Below are 16860 nucleotides of genomic sequence, written 5' to 3'. Positions count from 1 at the left end.
AATGCAAAAGGATTTGGATATGAAAGATTTAAAGATAGTAGAAGCTTTGAATGAGATAAAACGTGGTTCAGCCGAGATTATCACCGATGAGCAGATTGAAACACTTATCAAACGATATTTTGAAACTGGTGAACCATATTATGTTAAAGCAGGATTTGATCCGACTGCCCCGGATCTTCATTTAGGTCATACGGTATTACTTCAAAAACTTGCCACTTTCCAAAAATATGGTGCAATAGTGCAGTTTCTTATAGGTGATTTTACCGGTATGATTGGAGATCCTACAGGTAAAAGTCAAACACGTAAAAAGCTTACAAAAGAAGAGGTAAAAGAGAACGCTAAAAGTTATGAAGAGCAGGTATTTAAAATTTTAGATCCTGAAAAGACTATAGTTGTTTTTAACAGTGATTGGCTTGGAAAACTCTCTAGCTATGAGATGATAGAACTTGCATCTAAGCGTACTGTTGCAAGAATGTTAGAACGCGATGACTTTGAAAAACGTTTTAAAAATGGTCAGGATATATCTTTATATGAGTTTTTCTATCCACTGTTTCAAGGGTATGACAGTGTAGTTCTTAAGAGCGATATTGAAATCGGAGGTACAGATCAGAAGTTTAACTTGCTAATGGGTCGCCACCTTCAAAGAGCTTACAATGTTGGTAAAGAGCAGGCTGTTTTAATGATGCCTATCTTAGAAGGTCTTGATGGTGTACAGAAGATGAGTAAATCTCTTGGTAACTTCATAGGGGTTACAGAAGAGCCTAATACTATGTTTGCTAAAGTTATGAGTATTAGTGACGATCTTATGTGGAGATACTACGAACTTTTAAGCAGTCGATCTTTAACAGAGATTGAACAGATGAAAAAAGATGTTGAAAGTGGAAAACTTCATCCAAAACGTGCAAAAGAGATGCTTGGTATGGAGATTGTTGAAAGATTCCACAATAAAGATGCATCATTATCAGCTTGTGAAGAGTTCAATAAAGTATTTAAACAAAAAGACTTACCTACAGATATACCAGAGTTTCAGCTAGAAGGTCCAATTTGGATTGCTAAAGCTCTTGTTGAAACAAAGCTTGAGCCATCTACATCTCAAGCAAGACGTGATCTTCAAGCTGGCGCTGTACGGATTGATCAGGTAAAAGTTGAAGATAAAGACTTGCAATTAGAAGCTGGAGATTATATACTTCAAGTAGGAAAGAAAAAATTTGCAAAAGTGAAGGTGAAGTAGTGGAGCTTAAACCTGTAAAAATCGGAAAACATACACTTAAGTATCCGATCATCCAGGGTGGAATGGGGGTCGGAATAAGTTGGGATCAATTGGCTGGACATGTGAGTCTTGAAGGAGGACTTGGTGTCATAAGCAGTGTTGGAACAGGATACTATCAAAATAAAGAGTATGCTGAAAAACTGGTAGCCGACCGTCCTTTGGAAGTAGATAACTTCTACTCTAAAAAAGCACTTTTTAAAATATTTGAAAATGCTCGTAAAATTTGTGGCGATCAGCCTTTGGGGTGTAATGTCCTTTATGCCATAAATGATTATGGCAGAGTTGTAGAGGACTCTTGTGAAGCTGGTGCAGATATGATCATTACAGGAGCTGGCTTACCAACCAATATGCCTGAATTTACGGCAAATTTTCCTGATGTTGCGCTTATTCCTATTGTCTCTTCTGCTAAAGCTTTGCGTCTGATATGCAGACGCTGGGAGAAGCGGTATGGGCGTATTCCAGATGCAGTTGTTCTAGAAGGTCCTCTAAGTGGCGGTCACCAAGGTTTTACGTATGAACAGTGTTTTATGGAGGAGTATCAGCTTGAAAATCTGATCCCTTCTGTTGTTGAAGAAGCAAACAACTGGGGTGGCATTCCTGTCTTTGCAGCAGGCGGAATTTGGGATAAGAAAGATATAGAAAAGTGTATAGAGTTAGGTGCAGCAGGTGTTCAGATAGGTACCAGATTTATTGGGACATATGAGTGTGATGCGCATCAAAACTTTAAAGAGATTCTCATAAATGCAAAAAAAGAGGATATTCTTCTTTTGAAATCACCTGTAGGATACCCTGCAAGAGGTGTTAAAACAAATCTCATTAACCTGGTAGAGAAACGAGAAGGTCCTGCTATTAAGTGTATCAGTAACTGTGTTGCCCCTTGTAAGCGGGGTGTGGAAGCAAAAGAAGTAGGGTATTGTATTGCTGATCGTTTAAGTGATGCATATATGGGTAATAAAGAGTTAGGTCTCTTCTTTACAGGCTCAAACGGTTATAAAATAGATAAACTTATAAGTGTAAAAGAGTTGATGCAAAAATTGGTTAATGGAGAGTAGTTATACGTAAGATTGCCACTTTCTTACTATTTATATTGTCTCTATATTTGAAAGCAGGTGACTACTCTGAACAGATTAACAGAGCAAACAGAGCTATTGCATCAAATGCAAAATCGGTTATCTGGAAAGGGTATCACGACTTTCAGTCCCTTTATATGAAAGGTTTATTGGAAGGCGATAAAAAACTGCAACTACAAGCTTTAAAGGGGCTTATAAAAGCATCAAAAGCATTAGATATTGATGCAACACGCTATAAAAATGCAATTAAAGCTTTAGATACTTCAGAAGATATAAAAGAGTTTGAAAATCAAAATAGTTTTACTGCAGCACCTTCTGAATCTAAATCAATTTCAAAACAATCTTTAAATAAAAGTAGCAAAACAGTTTCAAAAAACAGAACTATTTCACTAAAGAAAACTGCTGTTGAAAACAGTAATCTGATTCTTACATTTAATACTACTTTTTCAAAAAAGAGTATACACAAAATGGTGCTTAAAAGAAGAGGGCACTACTTGTATGTATTTGATATATCTCCTGCAAAAACATACTTTTCAATTAAACGAATTAAAGGTCCAACATTTAAAGAGATAAGAATTGCACAATTTGATCCTAAAACAGTCAGAGTTGTCATTGAAGTATCGCGAAGCTATAAGCCAAAATGGAAAATAAAAGGACGAAGACTTTTTATTACATTACCAAAGGGTACTGTTAAAAGGCATCAAAAAAAAGATTCTGTACAAAAAAATGTAGTGTCAAAAACTAAAAACAGTACTAAAAAAAATAGTTTGAATTTAAGCAAATATATAGTTGTTATAGACCCAGGTCACGGTGGTAAAGATTCTGGAGCAGTTGGATATAAGAAGTTAGAAGAGAAAAAAGTAGTACTCTCTGTAGCTAAAAAAGTAAGAAATATACTGAAAAAAAGAGGTTTTAAAGTATATTTGACACGAAGCAGAGATAAATTTGTTCCTTTGAAAAAAAGAACAAGATTTGCAAATCTTAAAGATGCAGACTTTTTTATATCTATTCATGCTAATGCTGTAGCTGGAAGAAAAAACAGATACAGAAGTAAAGGTATTGAAACATTTTTTCTATCTCCTGCTAGAAGTGATCGTGCCAAGCGTGTTGCTGCACTTGAAAACAGTGCAGATGTAAGTGACCTTGACCGTTATACAAAAGAGACATATTTGAGTGTACTGAATAGAGAGAAGATAATCGAATCAAATAAATTGGCAATTGACCTTCAAAAGCAGATTTTAAGCTCTTTAAGAAGCAAATATAGAGGTGTAGTTGACAATGGTGTTAGAGAAGGTCCTTTTTGGGTTCTTGTAGGTGCTCAGATGCCAGCAGTGTTAATAGAAATTGGTTATATTACACACCCTACTGAATCAAAACGTCTTTTTAATCCTTACTATCAGAAGCTTTTAGCAGAAGGCATAGCTAATGGTATTGAGAGTTATATTAGACACAATAGATAGTTTTATAATACAATATGCAAAAAGCATATTGTATTAGTGTAGATTACTTGTAGTTTTTGATAGATACTTCAAGCAGTTTTGCTGCTTCCTCTTTTCCTTGGAACTCTTTTACTTTAACCCATTTGTTTGGCTCAAGCATTTTGTATGTCTCAAAGAAGTTTTTAATTTTGTTTAGTGTTGCTTTTGGAAGATCTTCATAGCTGTCAATTCCATCATAAGATGGGTCTATTTTGCTTACAGGAACAGCAAGAAGTTTTTCATCCATACCCGCTTCATCTTCCATAATAAGTACACCAATCAAACGACACTTAATAACTGAACCAGCTTGAACAGGATAGTCATTAAGAACTAAAATGTCAATTGGATCGCCATCATCAGCTAGTGTATTTGGAACAAAACCATAGTTTGCAGGGTAGAACATTGCAGAGTAAAGAACTCTATCAACTACAACAGCACCGCTATCTTTATCAAGTTCATATTTAACGTTTGATCCGTAAGGGATTTCTATTAATGCATTAACTTTGTCAGGGCATTCACCACTGCCGATTTTTGAAATATCCATATTTGCTTTCTCCTTGGAAAATAGATGGTGTTATTTTACCAAAACTATATGATACAATTTTGAAAAATTTAAAATGTGAGTTATGAATGCAAAATTTCTATCTAACTGATCTTGATAAAACTTTTCTACGAACAGACTTAAGTGTTAGTGATTTTAGTCGTAATGTATTCAATGTTGCAGTTTCAAATGGAGTAAAACTTTCTGTAGCAACTGCAAGAAGTTATACTGGAGTTTGTAAGCTTCTTAAAGGGTTGCATTTAAAAGAGCCATTAATAGTTTTAGATGGTGTAATGATTACATCTGCTGATGGTGATATCATTTATGTTAGTGCACTAGATCGTGATATTGGTGATGAAATCATAGAAATAGGCAAACAGCAAGCAGATATTTTTCCTTTACTTGTCGGGCTTGATAGTAATGGAGTAGAGAGATTTATCTATCCTAAACAAAGAAACAGGTATCAAGAGGAGTTGTTAAGAACATATCATAATGACCGTAGACTTCTTGATGCAGATCCTTTAAAAGCTATGGAAAAAAACCTCAAAATTGTTTATATGGAGAGCGAGGAGGTAACTGCCCAAATAGAGTTAGCTTTAAAAGAGAAGTTTAAAGATGAGATAGAGATTAAAAGGTCTAAAGATCCTTATATGGATTGCTGGTTTATGACTGTAATGCATGCAAAAGGTGACAAAGCTCATGCACTAAAAAAACTTGAAGAGATTGAAGGTGTTAATAGAGAGCATACTACTGTATTTGGTGACAGTCACAATGATTTGGGTCTTTTTAATGCTGCCGGACGAAAGATTGCTGTTGCCAATGCTATAGATGAACTAAAAGCTGTAGCAGATATAGTACTACCTTGGACCAATGATGAAGATGCAGTAGCAAGGTTTTTAAAAGATGAACTTAAGGGGTGACCTATATAAAATCGTAAGTCAGCACTGCTTCAATTTCTGGAAATTTTGTTTCAAGCAGAGTTTCTATTTTTTCAATTTTAGAGATTGCACTCTGCTCATTTGGAGATAAAAATGAGATAGCAATTTCTGCCTCTTTAGGGTATTCTCCTGAAATATCAAGCAGTGAGCAGTTTAATTTGCTTAAACGCTCTTTTATAGAGTTGATTATAGCTCGTCGCCCTTTTTTTGAAGAGACAAATGGCAAATCAATTCTTAGGTTTGCATATGTCAGGGTCATTATGCCTGTCTCCATCTACCCAGACAATCTTTTGTTTCTTCATAAACTCTATGAATTTTTCATACCATACTTCTACCAAGGCACTATCTTTGTTGCAAAGGCTAATAACAGCTATTCGTTTGTCACCACAAAAAGCTGGCAGTGATGATAGTTCAATCTCTTTAGGAACTTTTTGCATCATTTCGATTAAATCATTTTCACTTACCAATGCTGTGAAGGTTTTTCTGCAAACTGGTTTAGTTTCGTGTAAAATTTTAGATAGAGCCTGTTTTATCATAGGATGTGCCATTTGTGGAAATCCAGGAACGAAGAAAAATCGATTTTCAAGACTAAATCCTGGTACATTGTTTACAGGATTATCTAGCAAATCTGCATTTTCAGGGAGTTCAGCCATATGGATACGATGAGGGTAGGCATCATCTCCAAATTGCTCTAAAATACGCTTTTTTGCTTCCTGATGTGTTGTAAGCGGTTTACCTGTAAAGACTTTTGCAGCTATCTCTCTTGTTAAATCATCTGGGGTAGAACCAATCCCTCCAAAACTAAACATTATGCTTTTTGGATCACTCTTAATAATAGTAAAAACATTTTCTATGAGTTGTCTGTTATCTTCTATAATAAAGGAGGCTGACAGCTTCTCTCCAAGAGCTGTAAGCTCTGTAGAGAGAAATTCGAAGTGTTTATCTTTTCTGCGACGGTTTAGTATTTCAGATCCAATTATGACCTGGTAAAAATTCATTAGATTTTACTTTTAATAAAGCTTTCCATTTCATCAACAATCTCTTCGATTGTTCTTTCACCATTGATTACATGAAGAAGGTTTTTATCTTTATAGAAATTTCTGATTGCATCAATAGGCTCAGTATAAACTTTCATACGGTTCTTAAATACCTCTTCATTATCATCTGCACCTCTAGCTCGACCTAAAACACGCTCTTTTGCTACTTCTTCGCTTACATCTACTTCGATTACTGCTTTTAGCTCAACATAAGGTTCATCTTTTAATATTTTATCAAGTGCTTCCATCTGCTCAACACTGCGAGGAAAACCATCGATTAAAATAACAGGTTTGTCACTCTTTTTAATAGCACTTACAATTGTATCTATTACAATTTCTAGTGGAACAAGATTTCCTTGGCTGATAAATCTATCTATAGTCTGTCCCAAAGTTGAACCGCTTGCAACTTCAGCGCGAAGCAGTTCTCCTGTTGAAAAGTGTGCTACAGTGTCAGTATTGTTTGCAGCAATAATTTCTGCATCTGTTGTTTTACCACTGCCTGGGGCACCGATGATTAGAAACAGTTTTTTCATTATGGTCTCCTAAGTTTAATTGGCTTTATTATAATCTTCTCTGCCTGACCCCGACATAAAGCGAGGTCTATATCTTCATTTTTAATCTCTATAGGACCTAAAAAGGCTTTGGATTTAATTTCTACTATATCTCCTACTCGAATTCCAAGAGAGTCTAGACGACATTTAAAGTCATCACATCCTCCCTCGAATCCTTTGATCTTGACTATATCTCCGGGTTTAGCATCACTGAGCCGCATCTGTCTTTGGCTGCTTCCTGATTCTGATTCCCAATTCTTTAAGTTGAGCTTCATCTACTTGGCTAGGTGCTTGTGTTAATAAACAGGTTGCACTTTGTGTTTTAGGGAAGGCAATGACATCACGAATGCTCTCTTTTTTGGTTAGAAGCATCATTAGACGATCAAATCCAAGAGCAAATCCGCCATGTGGAGGCGCACCAAACTTAAGAGCATCAAGCAAGAAGCCAAACTTCTCATTTGCCTCTTCTTCATCAATGCCTAACATTTCAAATACTTTACGTTGAATATCAAGCTTGTGAATACGAATACTTCCTCCCCCAAGCTCGATACCGTTAAGAACAACATCGTAAGCAATTGAGTCAATCTCTTCAACATCATCTTCATCTATATTTTTAGGCATTGTAAATGGATGGTGTAGAGCTTTTACCTCTCCATCTTCAACTTCAAACATTGGGAAGTCTACAACCCAGACAAACTCCAAGCGATTTTCATCAATCAAATTCATTCGCTTGGCAACTTCTGTACGCAAACGTCCCATATAATCTAAAACAGTTTTTTTGTTACCTGCTCCAAAGAAGACAATATCACCAACTTCCATCTCAAGCCGTGATTTCATTGTCTCAATTGCTTCTTCACTCAAGAATTTTAAGATAGGCCCTTTAAGACCATCTTCTTTAACTTGAATATATGCCAATCCTTTAGCACCAAACTTGCTTACAAAGCTTTCAAGCTCTTTAATTATTTTTCTAGAAAATGCTTTGTCTCCACCTGGGACTTTAAGTGCTTTAATACGGTTAAGTTTTTTGTATTGAGCTATTTCAGCAAAAATTGGACTATCGCAGTTTTCAAAAAGATCAATTACATCTACAAGCTCAAGTCCAAATCTAAGGTCAGGTCGATCGTTACCATATTTTTCCATAGAGTCACGATATGTTATTCGGTTAAATGGTGTTTTTATCTCGTAACCGCAAGCACCAAACATTGCTTTTAGAAGATCTTCAGCTACTTTCATTACATCTTCTTGTGTACAGAAGCTCATCTCTACGTCAATCTGTGTAAATTCAGGCTGACGATCTGCTCTTAAGTCTTCATCACGGAAACATTTTGCAATCTGGAAGTAGCGATCAAAGCCACTGACCATTAATAGCTGCTTAAAAAGTTGTGGAGATTGAGGTAGAGCATAAAATTCACCATTATGAACACGGCTTGGAACCAAGTAGTCACGTGCACCTTCAGGTGTAGATTTTGTAAGAATTGGTGTCTCTACTTCAAGGAATCCAAGAGAGTCCAGCAAATTACGTGCAGCTATTGCAGCTTTTGATCGCAGCTGGAATGTTTCAAACATCTCTTTTTGACGTAAGTCAAGATACCTATACTTTAGTCGGATATCTTCTCCAACATTTTCATCACCTAAAGTAAATGGCATCGGTTCACTTCGGTTTTCGATGGTCAATTCATCGATAACAATTTCGATTTTACCTGTTTTTAGACGAGGGTTTTCAAGACCTTCGCCTCGTTTTCTGACTTTCCCTTTTGCAATGAGAACAAATTCGTCTCTTACTTGGGAAGCAACTTTATGTGCCTGCTCATTATCAGCAGGGTCACATACAAGCTGAATAAGTCCTGTTTTGTCACGTAGGTCAATAAAGATAACACCGCCATGATCACGATAGCTATTGACCCAGCCGGCTAAAGTTACATCTTCACCAACATTATTTTCATTTAAATCGGTACAGTAGTGTGTTCGCAAATCGAATCTCCGTTGAGTTAGTTGCGCGATTATATCAAAACCAAACTTATTTTTTGTTAGAATCAAATTTAAAAATTTAAGATGGAAAATTAAAGTATGGAAGCTGAGTTAGATATTAAGCGTGTCGGTATTGTCCTTCGCCCTTCAACTCCTGAACTTAAAACACTTTTTTTTCAGGTTAAGGGAATATTTGAAAGATATGGAGCAGAGGTTCTTATTGATTCCATAAGTGCTGGAATGATTGGAGTTCTTGGGCAAGATTTCACCTCTATGTGTGAAGCTAGTGATATATTAGTTTGCATAGGAGGAGACGGGACGCTTATCTCTCTTGCTCGCAGAAGTTATAAGTATCATAAACCAATTCTTGGGATTAATGCTGGTACATTAGGGTTTTTAGCAGATATAAATCCATCAGAAATAGAAGGTTTTATAGATAAATTATATTCTGGTGAATATAGAATAGATGAAAGAATGATGATAAAAGGTATTTTGAAAGGGAAAGCTGATGAGAAAGTTTTTTACTCTTTCAATGACATTGTTATTAGTCGTCCTTCAATCTCAAAGATGGTAAAAGTTGATGCATATATTGATAAAAAGTGGTTTAACACATATTATGGAGATGGATTGATAATATCCACACCTACCGGATCAACTGCATATAATCTTGCATCAGGAGGACCTGTTACATTTCCTTTAACAGATGCTTTTATACTTACACCTATATGTCCACACTCTTTAACTCAGCGTCCATTGGTAATGCCGGCTAATTTTGAGATAGAGATTAAGACACCAGAGAAGATATCTTTGGTTATTATTGATGGTCAGGAGAAGTATGAGTTTGGACCAAATGATACTCTTATAATACAAAAAGCCTCAATTGGTGCACGTTTGATTCATAGAATTGAAAGAAACTATTTTGATGTTCTTCGTGACAAACTATCTTGGGGACAATGTAGATGATAGAACGTTTCTATGCAAAAAATCTTGTAGGCTTTGATACACTTGATTTAGAGTTAGAACCGGGTCTTATTGCCATTACAGGACCTAGTGGAGCTGGTAAGTCAGTCTTTATGGGCTCACTTTTGGCTCTTTTTGGTTTATCTAATGTACAGGCAGATATTTCTGAAGTAGTATTAAAAAAAAGTGTTAATTTAAACCTTGAGAGTTTTGATAATGATGAAGCTGAAATTACTATTAGAGCAATAAAAAAAGAGAAGATAAGGTACTTTCTTAATGATTTGACAATATCAAAAAAAAGATTGAGTAATCTTGTTTCACCACTGGTTAGACATATAGCACAAAGAAGTAATAATGAACTCTCAAGCGAACTTTTACTTGAACTTTTAGATGCAGAGGCTGCAAAAAATAGTAAAGATTATGCTGAAACTTTAAAAAACTATAAAAATATGTACGATTTGTACAGGCGTAAACTGCTTAGATTGCAAGAGATGAAAGCTGATGAGAAGAGAGTAAAAGAGTTAATAGAGTTTGCTGAGTTTGAAATTTCAAAGATAGATGAAGTATCTCCAAAGATAGGAGAAGATGAAGAGTTAATGGCTATTAAGCGTAAACTCTCAAAGCGTGAAAAGATAAGTGAAGCTATTTCTAAAGCTTCAAGAATTTTTGAGAGTGAAGATGATGTTTTAGAAGCATTAACTCTTATAGAGAGTGACAGTGTACTTTTTAATGAAGCTATGAATATGTTGCGTAATGAGTTTGAACGCGCTCAGGCAATGCTTGAAGAGTTAGATGAGATTAATGTTGAAGAGGTACTTAACAGGATAGAAGCAATTGCATCTCTAAAAAGGCGTTACGGCTCTATAGAGGAGGCTTTAAGCTATCGTGATGAAAAGATAAAAGAGTTGGAGTATTATAAAAATATAGATCACGAACTTGGAGGACTTGAGCAAGAGGTAGAAGAACTTTTTGACAAAATAGAAAAAGATGCTAAAAAAATAAGCAGTATCAGACAAAATGCAGCTAAAGGTGTTGAAGAGTTTGTTAACAAGCTTCTTTTAGATCTGAGAATGGGAAACATTTCATTTACATTCTCTGTAAAACCTATTGATAAAACAGGTATTGACAGTGTAAATATAGACCTTCAAGGATCAAACATAGCAACTCTAAGCGGAGGAGAGTTTAACCGTATTCGTCTTGCTCTATTGCTTTGTAAAAGTGAACTAGCAGGTGGTAAGGGTATTTTGCTTATAGATGAAATTGATGCAAATGTAAGCGGTGATGAGTCAATTGCAATAGCAAAGCTTTTAAAAAGCTTGTCAAAAAGTTATCAAATTATTGCCATATCTCATCAGCCACACTTAAGTGCTGCAGCAAAACAGCATATAATTGTGACTAAAGAGAGTGGTAAAAGTATTGCAAAAGTTTTAAACAGTGATGAAAGAGTTACTGAAATTTCCAGAATGATAGCTGGTGAGAATAAAATGCTAGAGGCAAGAACTCTTGCTGAGAAAATTTTAGAGGAGTTTTCAAGTTGATTATAGATACACATTGCCATCTTGATGACAGCAGATATGATGAAGATCTTGAAGAGGTTATTTTAAGAGCCAAAGAGAATGGTGTAAAAGCTTTTATTATTCCAGGAGCAGATCCTGACACTTTGCCAAAAGCACAAAAGATTGCACATAAATTTGAAGATGTCTACTATGCGGCAGGAGTACACCCATATGACATAGATAAATATGATGAATCTTTTTTGCGTCAATATTTGAATGATCCTAAATGTATTGCTGTAGGTGAGTGTGGGCTTGATTACTACAGGTTGCCTGAGGATGAGGTAGAAAAAGAGAGAGTAATTGCTAAACAAAAAGAGGTTTTTGCCAGTCAAATAGAGTTGGCAAAGGAGTTTAAAAAGCCTATTATAGTCCATATTCGTGAAGCTAGCAGTGATTCTATGAGTATATTGATAGAGCATAATGCAAAAGAGGTTGGAGGTGTACTGCATTGTTATAATGCTGATGAGCAACTACTAAAGCTTACAGAGCATGGTTTTTACTATGGAATTGGTGGAGTTCTTACTTTTAAAAATGCAAGAAAATTGCCGCAAGTTTTACCTAAAGTACCTTTAAGTCGTCTTGTAATTGAGACCGATGCACCATATTTGACACCGCATCCTCACAGAGGAAAGCGCAATGAGCCATACTATACTGTTTTTGTCGCTGAAAAAATTGCAGAGGTTTTAAAAATGGAAGTTAAAGATGTTGAAAATATAACTACTAAAAATAGTTGTGAGCTTTTTGGGATAGAAATCTTATAAATGGTATACTATCGATTAAAAAATGGAGCAGTATTGAGACAATTACTATTTGTTTGGTTCATGTTATGTGGATTGGCATATGGATCACTATATGTTCAACCTCTTTATCGTGATGATATTGCTGTATTGCAGAGTTTGGATATAAACCCATCTTTTTTACGTGATCCATTATTTATTCAACTTAAAAATGGTTTAGCAACAACAAAAAAGAGGCACTATCTTCAAATGCTTGAGAGAGGATCTCTTTATATTCCTACTCTTAGAAAAATGATCCATGATAATAATATTCCTCAAGTATTTCTTTATATGGCAATGGCAGAGTCTAACTTTAAGACAAATGCTTACTCTAGAGCAAAAGCTTCAGGTTTATGGCAGTTTATGCCTAAAACAGCAAAAATTTACGGTTTAAAGATAGATGAATATATTGATGAACGAAGAGATCCTGTTCGTTCTACAGAAGCTGCTATTGCATATTTGAAAAAACTTCATAAACTTTTTGGAAAGTGGTATCTTGCAGCACTTGCTTATAACTCCGGAGAGGGTCGTGTACTTAGAGCAATAAAAAGAGCCGGTAGCGATGAGTTGCAAGTTTTGTTGGATGAGAAAAAACGTTATCTTCCAAAAGAGAGCCGTAACTACATAAGAAAAATAGTTTCACTGGCATTGATAGCAAATGATCCAGATATGTTTACAACAAAATCACACACTCATATGTTTAACAGAGGCGAAGGTAAAACTTTGGTTCGAGTAAAAGTAAGTGGTGGGGAAACTTTGGAGCATATTGCATCTCAAATTGGTATGAGTGTAAGTGATATGAAAAAACTCAATCCACAATTTAATTATGGTTTCACTCCACCGCAAAAAGGTGCTTATATTAATATACCATACGAAAAACTGGCTTATTTTAAACAGTTTTATAAACCGGGCAAGCAGAATAAAATGTTTTTTGTACATACAGTAAAAAAGGGAGATACTCTTGGAGCAATTGCTCGTAAATATGGAATTTCTTATAAAATGATTCAACGTTTTAACAAAATGAGAAATGCTGTGATATATCCAAAGCAGACATTGGTTATTCCTGTTCCGCGTAGAGAATCGATTCATTATAGAGTCAAAAAAGGTGACTCTATATATAAAATTGCTCGTCTTTTTAATGTTAAAGTAGAACGTATTAAAGAGAGAAATGGACTTAAAAGCAATGTTATTCATGTAGGAGACAAACTTGTTATACCAAATTAAGTTTTTTATATCTGTTTTAGCTATATCCTTTTTTATAATCGGTTGCAGCTCAAGAAGCCAATTTTATCCTGATTATGGATATAGTGTAAGTACACCAGTTAAAACAACCCCAAGATCTTCAGCTGCCATTCACAGAGCTACTTTGCGTCCATACACAATCAATGGAAAAACATACTATCCTACTGTTGTTTCAGTTGGTTGGACACAAGATGGTATTGCAAGCTGGTATGGTCCAAATTTTCATGGTGGAAAAACATCTAACGGTGAACAATACAATATGTATGCTATGACGGCTGCTCACAAAACTTTGCCTATGAATACAATGGTTCGTGTGACAAACAAAAATAATGGAAAGTCTGTTGTTGTAAGAATTAATGACAGGGGACCATTTGTAAAGGGACGAATAATTGATCTTTCATATATTGCAGGTAAAAAGATAGGTATTGACAGAACAGGAACAGCACCGGTACATTTGGAAGTACTTGGATTTGACTCTCTTATAGCTAAAATGGCTAAAAAAGGTGGAACAAAACCTGTTCAAAGAGTAGTACTTGGTGGTTTTGGCGTGCAAGTTGGTTCATTTAGAAGACACCAGGGAGCCATGATCTACAAAAAACGTTACGATAATTTTGAGGGACGGTATAATGCAAAAGTTGTTAAATTTATTGTAGGTGGACGACCTCTGTACAGAGTTTGGCTAATGGGATTTCAAAGTGAGGAAGAGGCGCGTGACTTTATTAGAGCTTGGAATATTCCAGGAGCATTTGTTATTAGGAGCAGTGAATGATTGAGATAAAACGAACAACAAAAGAGACAGATATTTTTTTAAAGTTAGATATAAATGGAAATGGTAAGTCTGAGATAGATACAGGGGTTGGTTTTTTTAACCATATGCTTGAGAGTTTTTCAAAGCATTCTCAGATAGATCTTTTTGTTGAGTGTAAAGGTGATACTCATGTTGATGATCATCATACAGTAGAAGACATAGGTATTGTACTTGGGCAGGCTATAAATAGAGCTATATATCCAATTAAAGAGGTTGAGCGTTTTTCCAATACTGTTATTGTAATGGATGAAGCAGCAGTCAGTTGTGCTATGGATTTGAGCAACAGACCATTTTTGGTTTATGAAATTGATTGTGATGGAAAAATAGGTACATTTGATGTAGAGCTTGCAGAAGAGTTTTTTAGAGCATTGACTTTTAATGCAGCACTCAGTGTACATCTTGTAAAAGAGCGGGGTAAAAATCGCCATCATATTATAGAAGCAGCATTTAAAGCATATGCTGTTGCGTTAAGACGGGCATTGGCTCCTAATGTAAAAGCAGGTGTGCCAAGTACAAAAGGTGTGTTATGATTGAATTGGTAGTTTTAGATATTGACGGTTGTATGACTGATGGAAAAATCATATATACAGCATCAGGTGATGAGTTAAAAGCATTTAATGTCAAAGATGGGTTTGCTATTGTTCAGTGGATTCGTATGGGGAAAAAAGCTGCCATTATAACAGGAAGAAACTCTACAATTGTAGCCAGGCGTGCAAAAGAGTTGGGAATAGAGCACTGTTATCAAGGAGTTAAAGATAAATTAGCTACACTTACATCTTTATGTGAGTCATTGCAAATATCTTTTGAGAATGTTGCAGCTATTGGTGATGATTTGAATGATGCAAGACTTCTTAAATCTGTAGGAATCTCTTTTACTCCGGCAGATGCTATGCATTATGTAACAGAGATAGCAGATGTAGTTTTAAGTAAGAAAGGCGGAGATGGGGCTGTCCGTGAAATGATTGAACTACTTATTAAACAAGAAGGTTTGCAAGAGGAGTATCTTTCACGGTGGCTTTAAATGTAAAGTATTTTTTTATTACACTATTGTTTGGGTCAATTGTAGCAGCTGTTTTGTTAAAGCCTTTTGAAACTATTAAAGTTAAAAAAGAGAATATCCCACAGCTTAAGTTTGTCTCTTTTGAAAGTTTTGAGATAACAAAAAAAGGGGTTGAGTCTATAGGTTTTGGAAGTGAAGCACTTAAATATGAGAAAAGACTTACTATCAAATTTCCAAAATTTATGAGACAAACCAAAAAAGGTATAGAGACAGTTTCTGCAAATAATGGTGTAATTGTTGAAGACTCTTATGTCAGGCTTTATGATTTTGTAGAGCTTAGTCGTGATGATAATTTGACAATAAAATCTTCAAAAATGCTATACGATATGAAAACAAAGCTCTATTCAACAGAAGGGAATAGATTTGAAGCCTATTATGGAAAAAATGTTGTAACTGGAGAGTCTCTGAAATATTATCAAAAAAGTGGTAAAATCTTTGCCGATAAAATATATGCAAAAATCTTTGAAGAGGATAGATAATTGAAAAAGTATTTATTATTACCGCTTTTAGCTATTAGTACACTTTTCTCTTCTCAACAAGTTGAGATTACGGCAGATCATTTTGAAGCTAGTGATGTAAAAAAAGTTACAAAGTTTATTGGTAATGTTCATATGATAAAAGGTGTAGATGAGTTAAATGCATCTAAAGTTTATGTCTATTTTGATGCTAATAAAAAGCCTATAAAATATGAAGCAATCGGAAATGTTAAATTTACTATTACTATGAATGATGGTAAGAAGGTATATAAAGGAGAATCTGGACGACTTGTATACATCCCTAAAACAGAAATTTATGAACTTTATGAGAATGTCAAACTTTTTGATACCAAGTTGGATAGGATATTGATTGGGGAAAAGGTTTTTGTCGATAAGCAAAGCGCCAAAGCAAGAGTTGAGGGCAGTAAAGAGAAGCCTGTTAAATTTATATTTAAGATAGAAGAGAACAATGCCAGTAAGAATCGTTGATGCATCGTTTGTCACTTCGGCAAGCAAGTTGGATGAAGCTCCTCCTGAGGGGATAGGTGAAGTTGCCTTTTTGGGGCGAAGTAATGTTGGAAAGAGTTCACTGTTAAATTCTCTGACACATAGAAAGAGTCTTGCAAAAAGCTCTTCCACTCCAGGTAAAACAAGACTAATTAACTACTTTGAAGTCATCTATAAAGATGATGAGAATGAAGAAAAATATACTTTGCATTTTGTTGATTTACCTGGTTTTGGATATGCAAAAGTTTCAAAGAGTATGAAGTATGAGTGGCAAAAAAGTTTAAATGAGTTTATTAAAAAGCGTCGTACTATCAGACTTTTTATACATCTTCGTGATGCAAGGCATCCAGATGAACCGATTGATGAAGCAGTAAAAGAGTATATTAATGGGTTTATAGGTCCTGATCAGTGTTACATAGAAGTGTTTACCAAGTCTGATAAACTTAAGCAAAAAGATATTGCAAAGATTCGTGCTAAAAATCCAAATGCTCTTTTGGTGTCTAACTTGAAAAAAAGAGGAATAGAACGATTAGAAGAGTTGATTTTTGATATTGTTATAAGAGGAGAGTCGTGCCTGTAAGCAATGAATCGATTGAGTATATCAAGCCTGTTTTGCAAGATA

20 protein-coding genes are annotated in these 16860 nt (G+C 35.2%); 14 read left to right on the top strand and 6 right to left on the bottom strand.

Going from position 1 to position 16860, the window contains the following annotated elements:
- Window position 1: 1 nt before the first annotated feature.
- Genes tyrS through BM227_RS05280 form a run of 3 tightly spaced genes read left to right on the top strand, consistent with a single transcriptional unit; the run spans window position 2 to window position 3800 of the window.
- The gene (tyrS, locus tag BM227_RS05290; RefSeq protein WP_092911892.1) at window positions 2–1231 is read left to right on the top strand and encodes a tyrosine--tRNA ligase; all 1230 of its coding nucleotides are present in this window, start codon (window positions 2–4) and stop codon (window positions 1229–1231) included.
- The gene (locus tag BM227_RS05285) at window positions 1231–2322 is read left to right on the top strand and encodes a nitronate monooxygenase (protein WP_092911891.1); all 1092 of its coding nucleotides are present in this window, start codon (window positions 1231–1233) and stop codon (window positions 2320–2322) included. Before tyrS ends, BM227_RS05285 begins: the two co-directional genes overlap by 1 nt.
- Before the next feature lie 35 nt (window positions 2323–2357).
- Window positions 2358–3800: an N-acetylmuramoyl-L-alanine amidase gene (locus BM227_RS05280; RefSeq protein ID WP_218147916.1), complete on the top strand. Its 1443-nt coding sequence runs from the start codon at window positions 2358–2360 to the stop codon at window positions 3798–3800.
- Between the two features lie 43 nt (window positions 3801–3843).
- On the opposite strand, the gene ppa is transcribed toward BM227_RS05280, so the two are convergent.
- A complete protein-coding gene (gene ppa, locus BM227_RS05275; protein WP_092911887.1) occupies window positions 3844–4362 on the bottom strand; it encodes an inorganic diphosphatase in 519 nt (172 codons plus the stop codon).
- An 86-nt stretch (window positions 4363–4448) separates the two neighbouring features.
- Between ppa and BM227_RS05270 the strand changes: the two genes are divergently transcribed.
- A complete protein-coding gene (locus tag BM227_RS05270; protein WP_092911885.1) occupies window positions 4449–5279 on the top strand; it encodes an HAD family hydrolase in 831 nt (276 codons plus the stop codon).
- Window position 5280: 1 nt separating this feature from the next.
- Here BM227_RS05270 and BM227_RS05265 read toward each other — a convergent pair whose 3' ends face one another.
- The 5 genes from BM227_RS05265 to aspS are packed head-to-tail and all read right to left on the bottom strand — an operon-like array spanning window position 5281 to window position 8856.
- Complete coding sequence (locus BM227_RS05265) at window positions 5281–5556, bottom strand: DUF503 family protein (RefSeq protein ID WP_092911883.1); 276 nt, start codon at window positions 5554–5556, stop codon at window positions 5281–5283.
- Window positions 5525–6295: a competence/damage-inducible protein A gene (locus BM227_RS05260; protein ID WP_092911882.1), complete on the bottom strand. Its 771-nt coding sequence runs from the start codon at window positions 6293–6295 to the stop codon at window positions 5525–5527. Before BM227_RS05260 ends, BM227_RS05265 begins: the two co-directional genes overlap by 32 nt.
- Window positions 6295–6867, bottom strand: coding sequence for an adenylate kinase (locus tag BM227_RS05255; protein ID WP_092911880.1), 573 nt, complete (start codon window positions 6865–6867; stop codon window positions 6295–6297). The genes BM227_RS05260 and BM227_RS05255 overlap by 1 nt, the downstream gene beginning before the upstream one ends.
- Complete coding sequence (locus BM227_RS05250; protein WP_177201999.1) at window positions 6867–7106, bottom strand: FeoA family protein; 240 nt, start codon at window positions 7104–7106, stop codon at window positions 6867–6869. The genes BM227_RS05255 and BM227_RS05250 overlap by 1 nt, the downstream gene beginning before the upstream one ends.
- Complete coding sequence (gene aspS, locus BM227_RS05245) at window positions 7093–8856, bottom strand: aspartate--tRNA ligase (protein ID WP_092911876.1); 1764 nt, start codon at window positions 8854–8856, stop codon at window positions 7093–7095. Before aspS ends, BM227_RS05250 begins: the two co-directional genes overlap by 14 nt.
- A 96-nt stretch (window positions 8857–8952) precedes the next feature.
- Here aspS and BM227_RS05240 point away from each other — a divergent pair, with 96 nt between their 5' ends.
- From BM227_RS05240 to yihA, 10 genes are read left to right on the top strand one after another with little or no spacing between them, the layout of a single operon-like run.
- Window positions 8953–9816 (top strand): NAD(+)/NADH kinase, encoded by an 864-nt coding sequence (locus BM227_RS05240; protein WP_092911874.1) that lies wholly within the window; start codon window positions 8953–8955, stop codon window positions 9814–9816.
- The gene (locus tag BM227_RS05235; RefSeq protein ID WP_092911872.1) at window positions 9813–11351 is read left to right on the top strand and encodes a DNA repair protein RecN; all 1539 of its coding nucleotides are present in this window, start codon (window positions 9813–9815) and stop codon (window positions 11349–11351) included. Before BM227_RS05240 ends, BM227_RS05235 begins: the two co-directional genes overlap by 4 nt.
- Window positions 11348–12130: a TatD family hydrolase gene (locus BM227_RS05230; RefSeq protein WP_092911870.1), complete on the top strand. Its 783-nt coding sequence runs from the start codon at window positions 11348–11350 to the stop codon at window positions 12128–12130. Before BM227_RS05235 ends, BM227_RS05230 begins: the two co-directional genes overlap by 4 nt.
- A 33-nt stretch (window positions 12131–12163) precedes the next feature.
- Window positions 12164–13369 carry a lytic transglycosylase domain-containing protein gene (locus BM227_RS05225; RefSeq protein ID WP_177201998.1) on the top strand — a complete coding sequence of 402 codons (1206 nt, stop codon included), beginning with the start codon at window positions 12164–12166 and terminating at the stop codon, window positions 13367–13369.
- The gene (locus BM227_RS05220; RefSeq protein WP_092911867.1) at window positions 13353–14156 is read left to right on the top strand and encodes a septal ring lytic transglycosylase RlpA family protein; all 804 of its coding nucleotides are present in this window, start codon (window positions 13353–13355) and stop codon (window positions 14154–14156) included. The genes BM227_RS05225 and BM227_RS05220 overlap by 17 nt, the downstream gene beginning before the upstream one ends.
- Window positions 14153–14725 (top strand): imidazoleglycerol-phosphate dehydratase HisB, encoded by a 573-nt coding sequence (gene hisB / locus BM227_RS05215; RefSeq protein ID WP_092911864.1) that lies wholly within the window; start codon window positions 14153–14155, stop codon window positions 14723–14725. The genes BM227_RS05220 and hisB overlap by 4 nt, the downstream gene beginning before the upstream one ends.
- The gene (locus tag BM227_RS05210) at window positions 14722–15216 is read left to right on the top strand and encodes a KdsC family phosphatase (RefSeq protein WP_092911862.1); all 495 of its coding nucleotides are present in this window, start codon (window positions 14722–14724) and stop codon (window positions 15214–15216) included. Before hisB ends, BM227_RS05210 begins: the two co-directional genes overlap by 4 nt.
- The gene (lptC, locus tag BM227_RS05205; protein ID WP_092911860.1) at window positions 15207–15734 is read left to right on the top strand and encodes an LPS export ABC transporter periplasmic protein LptC; all 528 of its coding nucleotides are present in this window, start codon (window positions 15207–15209) and stop codon (window positions 15732–15734) included. Before BM227_RS05210 ends, lptC begins: the two co-directional genes overlap by 10 nt.
- The gene (lptA, locus tag BM227_RS05200; RefSeq protein ID WP_092911858.1) at window positions 15735–16220 is read left to right on the top strand and encodes a lipopolysaccharide transport periplasmic protein LptA; all 486 of its coding nucleotides are present in this window, start codon (window positions 15735–15737) and stop codon (window positions 16218–16220) included. It begins immediately after the preceding gene.
- Complete coding sequence (gene yihA / locus BM227_RS05195) at window positions 16201–16818, top strand: ribosome biogenesis GTP-binding protein YihA/YsxC (RefSeq protein WP_092911856.1); 618 nt, start codon at window positions 16201–16203, stop codon at window positions 16816–16818. Before lptA ends, yihA begins: the two co-directional genes overlap by 20 nt.
- Window positions 16819–16860: the final 42 nt, after the last annotated feature.

The sequence above is a fragment of the Hydrogenimonas thermophila genome (assembly GCF_900115615.1).
Lineage (GTDB): Bacteria > Campylobacterota > Campylobacteria > Campylobacterales > Hydrogenimonadaceae > Hydrogenimonas > Hydrogenimonas thermophila.
The sequence above is the reverse complement of the archived record's forward strand: the minus strand, read 5'-3'. Positions and strand labels throughout refer to the sequence as shown.